Source organism: Streptomyces panacea (assembly GCF_040560175.1).
GTDB classification, from domain to species: Bacteria; Actinomycetota; Actinomycetes; order Streptomycetales; family Streptomycetaceae; genus Streptomyces; species Streptomyces panacea.
The window spans coordinates 14,465-28,452 of sequence record NZ_JARJHW010000030.1; the positions used below are offsets into that span (position 1 = coordinate 14,465).

Below are 13,988 nucleotides of genomic sequence, written 5' to 3' on the forward strand. Positions count from 1 at the left end.
GGGCTGATTCAGGGCAAGGCTGAACACCCGCGACACAACATGTGGGGGGTGCCGCTCCCAACGAGCCCCACATGTATGCTCAAGTCTGTTGTCGCCGCAGGAGAATCCGGTGGAAATCCGGAACTGTCCCGCAACGGTGTGCTGTGGTGCGCTTTGCGCGCCCGCGAGTCCGAGCACCTGCCGACGGCGCATCCGGCTCGACCGATCCGGGTGCCGAGACGTCCGGGCCCCGAGGTTGGGCCGGTGGACGCCGCACCGCGCGCTGCCCGCCTCCGGGCCTGCGTACGCGGGCGTGCGCCGCCATGCCCCTCCCTCGTGGCCCAGAGCCGAGCGAGGGAGAGCACCACGTGACCATCGCGCCAGCCGATCCGGCTTCAGCGATCTCCGAGCGGGGACCGGGTACGGCCGTCGCGGCCGACAGGTCGGCCGACGGGCCCGGAACGGGCCTGCTGCGGGTCCTCACGGACCTCACCGCCGATCTGGCCGACACCGACCCCGGCAAGGTCGCCGCCGCCGCGCTCCGCGGCCGCAACGCCGCGTCGGACGAGGCCGAGTTGCGTGAACTCGCCACCGAGGCCGCCGCCGGGCTCATCTCCGAGGACCCCGCCTACTCCCGTCTCGCCGCCCGCCTCCTCACCCGCACCATCGCGGACGAGGCCGCCGGCCAGGGCGCCGTCTCGTTCTCCTCCTCGGTCGCCGTGGGCCACGCGGAGGGCCTGATCGCCGACCGTACGGCCGCGTTCGTCACCCGCCACGCCGCCCGCCTCGACGCGCTGATCGACCCCGCCGCCGACGACCGCTTCGGCTACTTCGGCCTGCGCACCCTCTTCAGCCGCTATCTGCTCCGGCACCCGATCACCCGCGATGTCATCGAGACGCCGCAGTACTTCATGCTGCGCGTCGCGTCCGGCCTGGCCAAGGACGACTCCCCGGCCGCCGTGGACGAAGTCTCAGCGCTGTACGGCCTGATGAGCCGGCTCGACTACCTGCCCTCCTCGCCCACCCTCTTCAACTCCGGCACCCGCCACCCCCAGATGTCGTCCTGCTACCTGCTGGACTCCCCGCTGGACGAGCTGGACTCCATCTACGGCCGCTACCACGAGGTGGCCCGCCTCTCGAAGCACGCGGGCGGCATCGGCCTCTCGTACTCCCGTATCCGCGCCCGCGGTTCGCTGATCCGCGGCACGAACGGACACTCCAACGGCATCGTGCCGTTCCTGCGGACGCTCGACTCCTCCGTCGCCGCCGTCAACCAGGGCGGCCGGCGCAAGGGCGCGGCCTGCGTCTATCTGGAGACGTGGCACGCGGACATCGAGGAGTTCCTGGAGCTGCGCGACAACACCGGCGAGGAGGCCCGCCGTACGCACAATCTGAACCTCGCGCACTGGATCCCCGACGAGTTCATGCGCCGGGTCGACGCGGACGGCGACTGGTCGCTGTTCTCGCCCTCCGACGTGCCCGAGCTGGTCGACCTGTGGGGCGACGACTTCGACGCGGCGTACCGCGCCGCCGAGGCGGCGGGCAAGGCCCGCCGGACCATCCCGGCGCGTGAGCTGTACGGCCGCATGATGCGCACCCTCGCCCAGACCGGGAACGGCTGGATGACCTTCAAGGACGCGTCGAACCGTACGGCGAACCAGACCGCCGAGCCCGGCACCGTCGTGCACTCCTCGAACCTCTGCACCGAGATCCTGGAGGTCACGGACGACGGCGAGACGGCCGTCTGCAACCTCGGATCGGTCAACATCGGCGCCTTCGTGACGGAGACGGGCGAGCTGGACTGGGAGCGGCTGGACGAGAGCGTCCGCACCGCCGTGACCTTCCTCGACCGGGTCGTGGACATCAACTTCTACCCGACCGAGCAGGCCGGCCGTTCCAACGCCAAGTGGCGCCCCGTGGGCCTGGGCGTGATGGGCCTCCAGGACGTCTTCTTCAAGAAGCGGCTGCCGTTCGACTCGGCCGAGGCCGCCGCGCTCTCCACCCGTATCTCCGAGCGGATCATGCTCGCCGCGTACGAGGCGTCCTGCGACCTCGCCGAGCGCGAGGGCCCGCTGCCCGCCTGGTCGCGGACCCGCGCCGCGCGCGGCGTGCTGCACCCGGACCACTACGACGTGGCGCTCAACTGGCCCGAGCGGTGGGACGCGCTCAGGGCGCGGGTCGCGAAGACCGGTATGCGCAACTCCCTGCTGCTCGCCATCGCGCCGACGGCCACCATCGCCTCGATCGCCGGGGTGTACGAGTGCATCGAGCCGCAGGTCTCCAACCTCTTCAAGCGCGAGACCCTGTCGGGTGAGTTCCTCCAGGTCAACGCCTATCTGGTGGCCGAGCTGAAGAAGCTCGGCGTGTGGGACGCGCAGTCCCGCGAGGCGCTGCGGGAGTCCAACGGCTCGGTGGCGGGCTTCAGTTGGATCCCGGCCGACGTACGCGAGCTGTACCGCACGGCGTGGGAGATCCCGCAGCGCGGCCTGATCGACATGGCGGCGGCGCGTACGCCGTTCCTCGACCAGAGCCAGTCGCTGAACCTGTTCCTGGAGACGCCGACCATCGGGAAGCTCAGCTCGATGTACGCGTACGCCTGGAAGAAGGGGCTCAAGACCACGTACTACCTGCGGTCGCGCCCGGCGACGCGGATCGCCCGCGCGGCGAAGTCGCAGCCGGTGGCCGCGGCCGCCGTACCGCCGCCGTCCGTGCCCGTGCAGATGGCGCCGGACGCCGACGCCATCGCCTGCTCCCTGGAAAACCCCGAGTCCTGCGAGGCCTGCCAGTAATGAGTTCCACCTCTGTTGAGAAGAACCTGCTCGACCCGGGCTTCGAACTGACCCTGCGCCCCATGCGCTACCCGGACTTCTACGAGCGCTACCGCGACGCGATCAAGAACACCTGGACGGTGGAGGAGGTCGACCTCCACTCCGACATCACCGACCTCGCCAAGCTCTCCCCCGGCGAGCAGCACATGATCGGCCGGCTGGTCGCGTTCTTCGCGACGGGCGACTCGATCGTCTCGAACAACCTGGTGCTGACGCTCTACAAGCACATCAACTCCCCCGAGGCGCGGCTCTACCTCTCCCGCCAGCTCTTCGAGGAGGCCGTGCACGTCCAGTTCTACTTGACGCTGCTCGACACCTACCTCCCGGACCCGGCGGACCGCGCGGCGGCGTTCGACGCGGTCGAGGAGATCCCGTCGATCCGCGAGAAGGCGCAGTTCTGCTTCAAGTGGATGGACTCGGTCGAGAAGATCGACCGCCTGGAGTCGGTGGCGGACCGGCGCCGCTTCCTGCTGAACCTGATCTGCTTCGCGGCCTGCATCGAGGGCCTGTTCTTCTACGGAGCGTTCGCGTACGTCTACTGGTTCCGCTCGCGCGGCCTGCTGCACGGGCTCGCCACCGGCACCAACTGGGTGTTCCGCGACGAGACGATGCACATGAACTTCGCCTTCGAGGTCGTGGACACCGTCCGTAAGGAGGAGCCGGAACTCTTCGACGACGCGCTCCAGCAGCAGGTCACCGACATGCTGAAGGAGGCGGTCGAGGCGGAGCTCCAGTTCGGCCGCGACCTCTGCGGCGAGGGCCTGCCGGGCATGAACACGGAGTCGATGCGCGAGTACCTGCAGTGCGTCGCGGACCAGCGCCTCCAGCGCCTGGGCTTCGCGCCGGTGTACGGCTCCGAGAACCCGTTCTCGTTCATGGAGCTCCAAGGCGTCCAGGAACTGACGAACTTCTTCGAGCGCCGCCCGTCGGCGTACCAGGTGGCGGTGGAGGGCACGGTCGGCTTCGACGACGACTTCTAGGAACGCCCTTCGTGACACCCGAGAGGGACCGCCGGACGCTGCGGGCGCCGTTCGACACCGGCGCCCGCTACCGCCACCGGGGCCTGGCGTCCCGAGCGGTACGGCTGACGCCCACCCATGCGTTCCACGCCGCGAGGGTCCACCGTGCGGTGCTCCGGACAGAACCGGACAACACGGCGAGCGCGGCGGTGGGGGTAGCGGGTCGCGAAGCGTGCAGCCGCGGCGCGGTGGCCCGTACTGACGGCAGTTGTACGGGTCGCGGACCGTGTCCGGGGCCGTACGCTCCGCGTTGGATGGTGAACTACATTCGCACATCGGTACGTTGGGGTGTGAGGCGTATGGGAACCAGCAGCCGCCAGAAGAAGCAGCGGGGACAGGAAGACGAGCGGCCCGGTATCTGGGCCGGCTACGGAAAACTGCTCAGACTCCACCGCGACAGAGCGGGCCTGACTCAGCAGGAACTCGCCCAGACGCTCGGCTACTCCGTCGAGTTGGTCGCGTCGATCGAGCAAGGCCGCAGACCGGCGCAGGCGAAGTTCACCGAGGCAGCGGAGACGGCGCTGAACGCGGGCGGAACCCTGACGGTGTTGCAGGACGACGTGGACCTGGCAAAACTCCCGGCGTTCTTCCAGGACTTCGCGCTGATCGAGACAGAGGCCGTCAGCAGGTACGACTTCGAACCGCTCCTAATCCCCGGACTGCTTCAGACCGAGGAGTACGCACGGGCACTGTTCACAGCTCACTGCCCACCGCTGAGCGACGAAATCATCGAGCAGCACGTCGAAGCCAGGATCGGCCGACAGAGGTTGCTGACGCGCACGCCCCTGGTGGAGTCGTGCTTCATCATCGGCGAGGCGGCCCTGACCACCATGGTGGGCAACGAAGACGTGATGAGGGGTCAGCTTCAACACCTGCTGGGGCAGAGCTCGATGCGCAACGTGGAGATCCAAGTCATGCCGTCAAACCTCGGCTTCCACCCCGGACACAACGGTTCTATGGTGGTTCTGGAGACGCTGGAGCACCGACGGGTCGGCTACATCGAGTCCCAGGACGTGGGTCTCGTGATCACCAACCCCACAAAGGTCAGCACCTTCGGACTGCGCTATGGCAAGCTGCGCACGCAGGCCCTGAACGCGGAGGAGTCTGCGCGTCTGATCGAGCGCGTGGCAGGAGAAGCATGAATACCGAGCAGGTTATGGCCGGACCCGCCCGGCTGACATGGTTCAAGAGCAGCTACAGCGGCTCGGGCGGCGGCAACTGCGTCGAGGTAGCCGTCACTGCCACCAGGATCCACATCCGCGACTCGAAGACCACCCACGGCGCAGTGCTGGACGTCCCCAAAGGACCCTGGCACACGTTCATCGCTTTCGCCGGCTCCTGACTCCGGACATAGCCTGCCTCGCATGAGCAACATGCGGATTCGTGCGCGCACGCGGCTGGTGGCCACGGCAGTCGCCGTCGGGGTTGTCGGGGCCGGGCTCGGGGTCAGGGTTGTCGCGGACGGGGGCGTCGCCAAGTACGGCGGGGTCGCGTTGTACACCGTCCTCGTGTACGTCCTCGTCGTCCTGGCCGCTCCCCGCGTGCGGCCCGTCGTGGCCGGATGCGGGGCGTTGGCGTTCAGTTGGGCCGTTGAGCTGCTTCAGCTCACCGGGGTGACCGCCGGGCCCGCCGAGCGGAGTGTGATCGTGCGGCTCGTGTTCGGGTCGACGTTCAATGCGCCTGACCTGCTGTGGTACGCGCTCGGTGCGGCAGCCGCCGCGCTGGCGCATACGTGGGTGAGCGGTCGGCCGGCGCTGCGTCCGGGTCCTCCGCGCGCCGCAGTTGGCGGTCGATGGCGCGGTCCTTGAGGTAGCCGATCAGTCCGGGAAGGGCGAGAAGGGCGAATAGGGCCAGTACGACGAGGTAACCACCGATTGCGTTCATGGCTCCACTCTCGTCGCTCGGCCGAACAAAGAGCAGTGGCAGGACTGTCATGAACCATCGAATTACTGCCACACTGCTGCCATGCTGAAAAACGTCGCGGTCGTCCTTCTCGACGGAGTCCACCCCTTCGAACTCGGCGTGCTCTGCGAGGTGTTCGGCCTCGACCGCAGCGCGCAGGGCCTGCCGGTCTACGACTTCGCCGTCGTCTCGGCCGAGGGCCCCGTCCTGCGTACGCACGCGGGATTCACCATCTCCGCGCTCCAGGGCCTCGACCGGCTGGAGGAGGCCGATCTGATCTGCGTGCCGGCCGGGGACACGTACGTCGTCCGCGACTACCCGCCCGAGCTGCTGGACGCGCTGCGCCGGGCCGTGGACCGGGGCGCGCGTGTGCTCAGTGTCTGCGCGGGCGTGTTCACCCTCGGCGCCGCCGGGCTGCTCAACGGGCGCCGCTGCGCCACCCACTGGATGCACTCCGCCGAGCTGGCGGAGGCGTATCCGCTGGCCGACGTGCAGCCCGACGTGCTGTACGTGGACGACGGCCCCGTCGTCACGTCCGCCGGTACGGCCGCGGGCATCGACGCCTGCCTCCATGTCGTACGCCAGGAGCACGGCCCCGAGGTCGCCAACGCGATCGCCCGCCGCATGGTGGTACCGCCGCACCGCGACGGCGGACAGGCGCAGTTCATCGAGCGCCCGCTGCCCACCGCGTGCGACACGGTGGGCGGGGTCCTCGCCTGGATGGAGCGGCATCTGGACAGCGAGATGACCGTCGAACAGCTCGCGGAGCGCGCCCACATGTCACCCCGCACGTTCGCGCGCCGTTTCCAGCAGGAGACGGGCACCACCCCGTACCGCTGGCTGCTGCGCCAACGCGTGCTGCTGGCACAGGAGTTGCTGGAGGGGACGGACGAGACGGTGGACGCGATCGCCGGCCGGTCGGGCTTCGGGAACGCGGCGGGGCTGCGGCACCACTTCCTGCGTACGCTCGGGACGACCCCGAACGTCTACCGGCGCACGTTCCGGGGCCCCACGCGCGTCGCGTGAGGCCCCGGTCGGAGAAAGCGCGGGAGCGTCAGATGCCGCAGCTCGGCGCCGACCAGAAGCGGCCCGAGCGGTGGTCGACGTGCGCGTGGTCGTCGTGGCCGGGGTACCCCGGGCCGAGGATGCCGTTGAAGCCGTGGTTCCGCGCGTTCTGGGCCAGCGAGCACAGCGTGTGCGGTCCGGACCCGATGTCGGCGGCGTCTCCGTACAGATGACGGCTGCTGGCGGCTCCGCCGACCGCGTTGTTGCACGCGTGCGAGCGGAATCCGCTGGTGACCCGGAGCGGCTGGTCGCCCATCGCGTGCCGCATCGCCTCCAGCTTCCACATGGTGCGCAGGGCGTTGGACTTGGCGGTCGCCGCGCTCACCGCGCCGCCGGACCAGTCGGAGTTGCAGTTGTTCAGCTCGGCGTACGTGAAGTGGATCGGCGTGCAGTCGTCGTCCTGGAGCTCGTAGATCTTGTTGAAGGTCGCGGGGCCCGCGACGCCGTCGGCGGCCAGCCCGTACGCGGACTGGAAGCGCTTGACCGCGGCGGAGGTCGCCGGTCCGTACTCGCCGTCGATGCCGAGTACGGCACCGTTGCCCGCGTGTCCGGCCACCCGGATCTGGAGCTGGGTCACAGCGGCGCCGCTGGACCCCTGGGAGAGGGCGCCGGACCAGGTGTAGCAGCCGTCGGCCTGCGCGGTGCCGGCGGTGACCACCGCGCCCGCCCAGGCGAACGTCAGGGTCATGACAAGGCTGAGCAGAAGTCGTGAGGTACGTCGGAGCATCGGGTCTCCAGATTCGAGGCGAGATGTACGGCGAGGTGGGACGTGCGGACAGGCAAGATGTACGGCAGAGAGTGGCGCACGGGTCGACGCGCGTCAACCCGTCCCCGACCAGGGCCACTTGTCGAACCAATGGCGCTTTTCCCGGCCGACCTCGGCGACACCGGCGGCCCCGCTCCCGGAGTTCCGGAACGGGGCCGCGACGGTCGGGCAAACGACGGACGTCAGGCGTTCGGTACGACCTCGTAGCGCGGCGTGCCCTCTTCCATCTGCCGGAGCGCGTCCTTGCGGTCGCGCTTCGAGAGCCGGTCGATGTACAGGTATCCGTACAGATGGTCCGTCTCGTGCTGGAGGCAGCGCGCGAAGTAGCCCGTGCCGCGCACCTTGACCGGCTTGCCGTTGACGTCCTGGCCCCGGACCACCGCGTAGTCGGGCCGCGCCAGCTCCGCGTACGCCGTCGGGACGGACAGGCAGCCCTCGTTGCCGTCCTCCAGATTGCGCTCCTCGGGCGGGAGTTCGTCCAGCACCGGGTTGCAGACGACACCGACGTGCCGCACACCGTCGTCGTCCGGGCAGTCGTAGACGAAGACCTTCAGGTCCACACCGATCTGGTTGGCGGCCAGGCCCACGCCCTCCGCCGTCCGCTGGCTCGCGAACATGTCGTCGACGAGCGTGGCGAGCTTGTCGTCGAACTCCGTGACGTCCCGGCACTCCTTGTGCAGGACCGGATTGCCGACGACGGTGATGGGGCGCGACGTCCCGCGCTCGCGGTACGCCAGCTCACGCGCCTCCGCGTCCTGTGTGTCGACGACGAACCCCTCGTCGTCCACGATGCCTTCGCCGCCCGCGACGAACCCGTCTCCCCGCTCCGCCCGGGAGGCCCCGCCCTCGGTCTTCTGGTCCGTCTCCTGCTGCGCCATGTCCGCAGTACGCCTTCCTCGGTACCCGCTGCTGCCTGTACACCGCTGCCTGCGCGATGTGCCCGTACAGCCTACGGCCCGCAGACGCGCTGTCCGCCGCGATACCCGAGAACCGGCCCCCGGCGGTCCACCCCCGCCGAGAGGTCAGCAGACCTCTTCGAGATCCCGCCACTCACGTGTGTCCGGGCTGTCGGCCACCCAGCCGTCGAGCAGGCCGCGGACCAGTCCGGGCGGCGCGGCTATCCCGCACTCGCGCTCGGGCACCCACAACTCGCCCTCCGTACGATGCCCGAGCGGCCCCGGATGCCCCGGCTCGCTGTGGTCGTGCGGGTCGAGGTGCTCGCCGTCGCCCTCGGCGCTCGGCATGCGGCTCTCGGAGCAGGACCGGCAGAGCAGTCGTACGGAGGACGACCAGTCCTCGGCGGCGAAGCCCGCGTCGGCGGCGAGCCGCTCCAGGGCGTCCCGGTCGGACTCGGTCGCCGCTTCCAGCAGCACCACCCAGGTCGGCACGGGTGACGGGGCCCACAGCTCGATCTCGTCGAAGACCGGGAACGCCCGCGCGGCGCCGTTCGACCCCGCGGCGGTCGTACGCTCGCCGTTCGGCACGCCGTCGTGCAGGACCACCTCGCCCCAGCGGCGGCCCGAGGACGGCAGCGGGATGGACAGGATCTCGATCCTGGCCGGGTCGAGCCTGCGGCCCCAGACGACCTCGGCCTCGCCCTCGGGCGAGAGCCGGACGGCCGCGCTGCCCAGCTCCATACCGACCGGCTCACCGGTCGCCGCCGCGGCGTACTGATAACCGGGCACCTTCAGGCCGTACGCCTGCCAGGCACGGCGGGCCAGCGGCCAGTCCTGGAGCGCGGTGGCCGCGATGCCGACGTTCCACCAGTCGGGTGCCCCGGTCTCCCTGTCGAGCAGCGCGACGGCGCGCAGCCCGGCGGCGCGCGCCTGTTCCCAGTCGTGCCGGAACTTGTGCAGCAGCGCCAGGTTGAACCAGGACTCGGAGAGCCAGGGCTCCAGATCCGCCGCACGAGTGAGCAGCGCACCCGCGTCCTCGTACCGTCCGTCGCCGATCAGCGTGAACGCGCGGTCGGTGGCCTGCCGCCACGAGGCGGAGGGCCGATGCCGTACCTTCCCGAAGATCTTCACGATTCCCGCCTGCCGGTCGCTCGGGTCTGTGCCCCCGGACACCCTCTTGGACTCCTCTTCGCATCCAACCATGCCCGGTCGGGCGCTCGCTCCTTACCCATGGGTTACCCAGCCCGACCAGGGGTCAGACCACCGCGTGACAGGACGCGCGCGAGAGATTCCACCACCTCGGGCTGGTAGTCGTGGCCGGTGCCGAGGCGCAGCCGCTCCAGGGCCCTGAGCGGCCCTGTCGCCCCTCCGGGGCCGCCGGCGCCCGCCCCGGCGAGATCGTCGTACGCGTTGACGGCGCGGACGATCCGGGCCGACAAAGGCTGCTCGCGGTACGGATCGGCCTGCCGCTCCACGACGACGGCGACCGCCGCCGGGACCCCGGTCTGGCGTACGACGGCCCCGCCGAGCAGCGCGATCCGCCGCTGCTCGGTGACCGGCAGCAGGGCGGTGGCGCCGTCGGGCACGGGATCGACGAGCGACAGCTGGCCGATGTCGTGCATCAGCGCCGCGTGTTCCAGGACGGTCAGCTCCGCTCCGGAGAGCCCCAGCTCACGGCCGACCGCGCGGCTCAGCTCGGCGACCCTGCGGGCGTGGCCGTGGCGGGTGTATCCGGCGATCTCGGTGGCGCGGGCGAGCGAGGCGATGGTCTGGCCGTAGGTGGTGCGGACGGCCGCGTACCGCCGGAAGGACAGCTGCGTCAGCAGCAGCGGCACACAGAAGACCGGCAGCGCCCACAGCCCCGCGACGGCGACGCCGAGGGCCATCACCACACCGGTCGCGCAGACGGCCGAGCCGATGCCGATCAGGGCGCGCAGTTCGTCGCGGAGCAGCGGCCCGTACGGATGGCGGGTACGGGCGCGCGCCATCAGCGCGGCGAGGACGGCGTCGCACAGGGCGGTCAGCATCAGTAGGAGGAGGAGCAGGAGCGCGTGGTACGGGCCTTCGCCGACCCGCTTCCCCCACTCGCCCGAGGCGACGAACGGCTGGAAGCAGACGGCGGCGAAGCCGACGGTCAGCACGCGGCGCGCCACGTGGTCGCGCGCGGGGCCGTGACCGCGGGCGAGATGCGGTACGGCTCCGACGAGGACAGCGGCAACGACGACGGCGACGGTCTGCGGGACGCCGTGCTCGGCCGGCCGGCCCGCGTTCTGCCCGAGCAGGGCGTACGCGAGGGCTCCGGCGGCGGCGAGGGGGGCGGGCTCGCGCTCGCCGGGGAGGGCGCCTCGGCGGACGAGTTCGCCGAAGGTGATGAGCACGCCGAAGGCGAGGGCGGTGCGGGGCTCGGTGATCCCGTGCCAGAGGGTCCGGCCGAGACCGGCTCCGGCGAGCAGGAGCGCGGCGCCGTGGACGGCGACGACGGTGGGGACGGGGCGGGGTGGACGGACGGCCGGGGCGGCGTTCACCCGCGACCGCCGGGGGTGCGCGGACCGCGCGGGGCACCCGGACCGCCGGGGACGCCCGCACCGTCGGCGGTCGGCATCGGCGCCGGTGTCGGCGCCGGTGTCGGCATCGGCATCGGCGAGGGCGTCGTACGCGGACCGTCCGCCCTGCGCGGTGGCGGGACGTTTTTGCGCGGGTCGGCGCCGCCGTCCCCGGGCGCCGGGAGCAGCGCCCCGGCGGGCACGGCGAGCGCCGCCTGTAACGGGGCCGACACCCCCATCCCCGCCTCCCACGCGCCGTCGCCGCCGTCCGCACCGTCCCTCTCGTCCGACGTCACGGCCGTCTGCCAGCCGTACCGGTCCAGCGCCCGTACGAGCGCCCGCACCATCCGCGGGTCGAACTGGGTGCCCGCGCACCGCCGCAGCTCCGCCACCGCCGTCGCCACTGGCCGCGCCCGCCGGTAGGACCGGGTGGAGGTCATCGCGTCGAAGGCGTCCGCGACGGCGACGACCCGTGCGAATTCGGGGATCTCCGCCCCCGCCAGGCCGTACGGATAGCCGGTGCCGTCGAGCCGTTCGTGGTGGTGCAGGATCGCGGCCCGGGCCTCTCCGAGGAAACCGATACCTCGCACGATCTCGTGGCCGTACTCGGGGTGCAGCTCGATGACGCGCCGCTCCTCCGGGGTCAGCGGCCCGTCCTTGCGCAGCACGCGCGTGGGGACGCCGAGCTTGCCCACGTCGTGCAGGATCCCGGCGAACCGCAGGACCTCAAGGCGCTCGTCGTCCATCCCCAGCTCGCCGGCGATCATCACCGACGCCCGCCCGACCCGTTCGCTGTGGCCGCGCGTGTACCGGTCCTTGAGGTCGACGGCCTGGACGAGCGCCCTGATGGTCGCCTGGTGCGCGGCACGCTCGCGGTGGTACTGCGCGAAGACCCAGCAGGAGATGTACATCGGCAGCAGTACAAAGAGCGCGGAGAGCGGACCGTACGGGCTGCGCCAGAGCACGGCCATCATCAGCCCGGCCAGGGCGTGCGCACCGTACGGCGCGAGCGAACGCGGCAGCAGGCCGCGCCAGGCCGTGCGGACGGGCCGCCGCTCGGCGGTCACGAGGATGCCGCCGTCGAGCGCGCACAGGACCAGGCAGAAGGCGAGGGCCCCGGCCCCGGCGGGCAGCAGCGCGTACGGGAAGTCGGGAACAGCGAGGGCGCCGGGAACACCGGGGACGGCGTGGCCGGGGTACGCGGCGCCGCCCAGCGCGGCGGGACCGTCGAGGAGCCGGTGGGCCTGGGCGGCGGCCCACGTGGCGACGGCGAGCTGGGCCGCGCGCCATACCCGGCGGACCCCGGCCGGTCGCCGCGCGACGTGGCCGCAGAGTCCGCCGGGGACGGCCACGAGCGCCGCGGCGGCGGGCGGCAGCAGGAAAGCGGCGGCGAGCAGGACGGGAAAGAAGGACCCGGCGGTGACGGGCACCGAGCCGCGCACCGACCTCCCGAGGAAGCGGCAGCGGGCGGGTGCCTCGCAGAGCGCGTACAGCGCGCCGAGGGGCAGGACAACGGGCCACAGGCTGTCGGGTCCGGCCAGGGACGCGGGGCGTAACCCGGGCAGGGTGAACGCGGGAAGGACGCACGCGAGGGCGCCCAGCACGGCGCAGCAGATGTACGCGCGTGCCGCTCCCGGAATGGCGTTCACCCCGCCCTCACCCCGCCCTCACCCCGCAAAAAAGCTCACTTGGCACCGGCCCAAACAGAGGGCCAGGCTAGCGAGTTGGGTGCCGGACCACCGGCCGACGGCGGCGATTAGCACCATCGGGTGACGCGTGCGCAAACGCACGCGGGGCGCGCCGCGATGTGCGCGGCGCGCCCCGTAGGCGGGTCGGTACTACGGCTGCCGACTACTCGGTGGCGGTCGCCGGCTGGTCCGTGTCGACGGCCGTCACGTCCCGCTCGGGCACGGCGTGGCCGGCGCGGATGAGGTCGATGCGTCCCATGACCTTGGCCCGCAGATCGGTCGGTACGTCGTCATGTCCGCAGCACCGCTTGACCAGCTTCTTCACGGCCTGTTCGAGTCCGTACTTCTCCAGGCACGGCGAGCACTCGTCGAAGTGCTCCTCGAACTTGGTGCAGTCCTTGTCCGGCATCTCCCGGTCGAGGTACTCGTAAAGATGGTCGAGAACTTCGGTGCAATCCGTCTCGTGCGGCTCTCCGCAACTCATGAGCCCGAGCCTTTCCGATCATCCGACGACTCTCCGGCGCCGGCCGGGGCAAGCCCGCGCTCGCGGGCGTAGTCCTCAAGCATGCCGCGCAGTTGACGCCGTCCACGGTGCAGTCGCGACATCACCGTACCGATGGGTGTCCCCATGATGTCCGCGATCTCCTTGTACGCAAAGCCCTCTACATCGGCGAGATACACGGCGATGCGGAACTCCTCGGGAATCGCCTGGAGCGCTTCCTTCACGTCGGAGTCGGGAAGGTGGTCGAGCGCCTGGGACTCCGCGGAGCGCAGACCGGTCGACATGTGCGACTCGGCGCGCGCCAGCTGCCAGTCCTCGATCTCCTCGGCGGCGCTGCGCTGGGGTTCACGCTGCTTCTTGCGGTACGAGTTGATGAAGGTGTTGGTGAGGATGCGGTACATCCACGCCTTGAGGTTGGTGCCCTCACGGAATTGGTGGAAGGAGCCGTACGCCTTGGCGTAGGTCTCCTGCACGAGGTCCTCGGCATCGGCCGGGTTGCGCGTCATGCGCAGGGCGGCCGAGTACATCTGGTCGAGATAGCCGAGGGCGTCGCGCTCGAAACGGGCGTTGCGCTCGGCGGCTGACTCTTCCTTGTGGCCGTCGTCGGTCCCTGTGTCGGTCCCAGTGACCGGACCCACCTCCTCCAACGCTGCGGCAGGCCCGAAGGCGGACCCACTCGAATCGGAGAATAGTCGACCTTGTGCCGGGGCGGGCTTCGCTGCCGCCTCGGCCGACGACCGGGCGGGGGCGGTCCTGGGTGCGGAAAGCACCGTCCACTCCACTTCGGTGGCGTGCGACCG

The 13,988-nt window shown here is 70.9% G+C and carries 13 protein-coding genes and 1 riboswitch; of the genes, 6 read left to right on the forward strand and 7 right to left on the reverse strand.

What is annotated here, in order from left to right:
- The first annotated feature begins 75 nt into the window (after nucleotides 1-75).
- Nucleotides 76-199, forward strand: a riboswitch (cobalamin riboswitch).
- Between the two features lie 148 nt (nucleotides 200-347).
- The 6 genes from P3L51_RS10420 to P3L51_RS10445 all read left to right on the forward strand — a co-directional run bounded on the left by P3L51_RS10420 (nucleotide 348) and on the right by P3L51_RS10445 (nucleotide 6,754).
- The gene (locus P3L51_RS10420; RefSeq protein WP_354604836.1) at nucleotides 348-2,768 is read left to right on the forward strand and encodes a ribonucleoside-diphosphate reductase subunit alpha; all 2,421 of its coding nucleotides are present in this window, start codon (nucleotides 348-350) and stop codon (nucleotides 2,766-2,768) included.
- The gene (locus P3L51_RS10425; RefSeq protein ID WP_354604837.1) at nucleotides 2,768-3,787 is read left to right on the forward strand and encodes a ribonucleotide-diphosphate reductase subunit beta; all 1,020 of its coding nucleotides are present in this window, start codon (nucleotides 2,768-2,770) and stop codon (nucleotides 3,785-3,787) included. The genes P3L51_RS10420 and P3L51_RS10425 overlap by 1 nt, the downstream gene beginning before the upstream one ends.
- A gap of 338 nt (nucleotides 3,788-4,125) precedes the next feature.
- Nucleotides 4,126-4,968, forward strand: coding sequence for a helix-turn-helix domain-containing protein (locus P3L51_RS10430; RefSeq protein WP_354604838.1), 843 nt, complete (start codon nucleotides 4,126-4,128; stop codon nucleotides 4,966-4,968).
- Nucleotides 4,965-5,168: a DUF397 domain-containing protein gene (locus P3L51_RS10435; RefSeq protein ID WP_354604839.1), complete on the forward strand. Its 204-nt coding sequence runs from the start codon at nucleotides 4,965-4,967 to the stop codon at nucleotides 5,166-5,168. The genes P3L51_RS10430 and P3L51_RS10435 overlap by 4 nt, the downstream gene beginning before the upstream one ends.
- 22 nt (nucleotides 5,169-5,190) lie before the next feature.
- Nucleotides 5,191-5,634 (forward strand): DUF2809 domain-containing protein, encoded by a 444-nt coding sequence (locus P3L51_RS10440; RefSeq protein WP_435594420.1) that lies wholly within the window; start codon nucleotides 5,191-5,193, stop codon nucleotides 5,632-5,634.
- 157 nt (nucleotides 5,635-5,791) lie between these two features.
- Nucleotides 5,792-6,754: a GlxA family transcriptional regulator gene (locus P3L51_RS10445; RefSeq protein WP_354604840.1), complete on the forward strand. Its 963-nt coding sequence runs from the start codon at nucleotides 5,792-5,794 to the stop codon at nucleotides 6,752-6,754.
- 28 nt (nucleotides 6,755-6,782) lie between these two features.
- On the opposite strand, the gene P3L51_RS10450 is transcribed toward P3L51_RS10445, so the two are convergent.
- The 7 genes from P3L51_RS10450 to P3L51_RS10480 form a co-directional block, all read right to left on the reverse strand.
- Nucleotides 6,783-7,520 (reverse strand): D-Ala-D-Ala carboxypeptidase family metallohydrolase, encoded by a 738-nt coding sequence (locus tag P3L51_RS10450; protein WP_354604841.1) that lies wholly within the window; start codon nucleotides 7,518-7,520, stop codon nucleotides 6,783-6,785.
- Nucleotides 7,521-7,741: 221 nt separating this feature from the next.
- Entirely contained in the window at nucleotides 7,742-8,437 is a 696-nt protein-coding gene (gene def, locus P3L51_RS10455; RefSeq protein WP_354604842.1) for a peptide deformylase, read from the reverse strand.
- 144 nt (nucleotides 8,438-8,581) lie between these two features.
- The gene (locus tag P3L51_RS10460; protein ID WP_354604869.1) at nucleotides 8,582-9,586 is read right to left on the reverse strand and encodes a tetratricopeptide repeat protein; all 1,005 of its coding nucleotides are present in this window, start codon (nucleotides 9,584-9,586) and stop codon (nucleotides 8,582-8,584) included.
- Nucleotides 9,587-9,690: 104 nt separating this feature from the next.
- Nucleotides 9,691-10,980 (reverse strand): HD-GYP domain-containing protein, encoded by a 1,290-nt coding sequence (locus P3L51_RS10465; RefSeq protein ID WP_354604843.1) that lies wholly within the window; start codon nucleotides 10,978-10,980, stop codon nucleotides 9,691-9,693.
- Entirely contained in the window at nucleotides 10,977-12,647 is a 1,671-nt protein-coding gene (locus P3L51_RS10470) for an HD-GYP domain-containing protein (protein WP_354604844.1), read from the reverse strand. The genes P3L51_RS10465 and P3L51_RS10470 overlap by 4 nt, the downstream gene beginning before the upstream one ends.
- Nucleotides 12,648-12,849: 202 nt before the next feature.
- A complete protein-coding gene (rsrA, locus tag P3L51_RS10475) occupies nucleotides 12,850-13,170 on the reverse strand; it encodes a mycothiol system anti-sigma-R factor (protein WP_354604845.1) in 321 nt (106 codons plus the stop codon).
- Nucleotides 13,167-13,826: a sigma-70 family RNA polymerase sigma factor gene (locus tag P3L51_RS10480; RefSeq protein ID WP_023538783.1), complete on the reverse strand. Its 660-nt coding sequence runs from the start codon at nucleotides 13,824-13,826 to the stop codon at nucleotides 13,167-13,169. The genes rsrA and P3L51_RS10480 overlap by 4 nt, the downstream gene beginning before the upstream one ends.
- Between the last annotated feature and the right edge of the window lie 162 nt (nucleotides 13,827-13,988).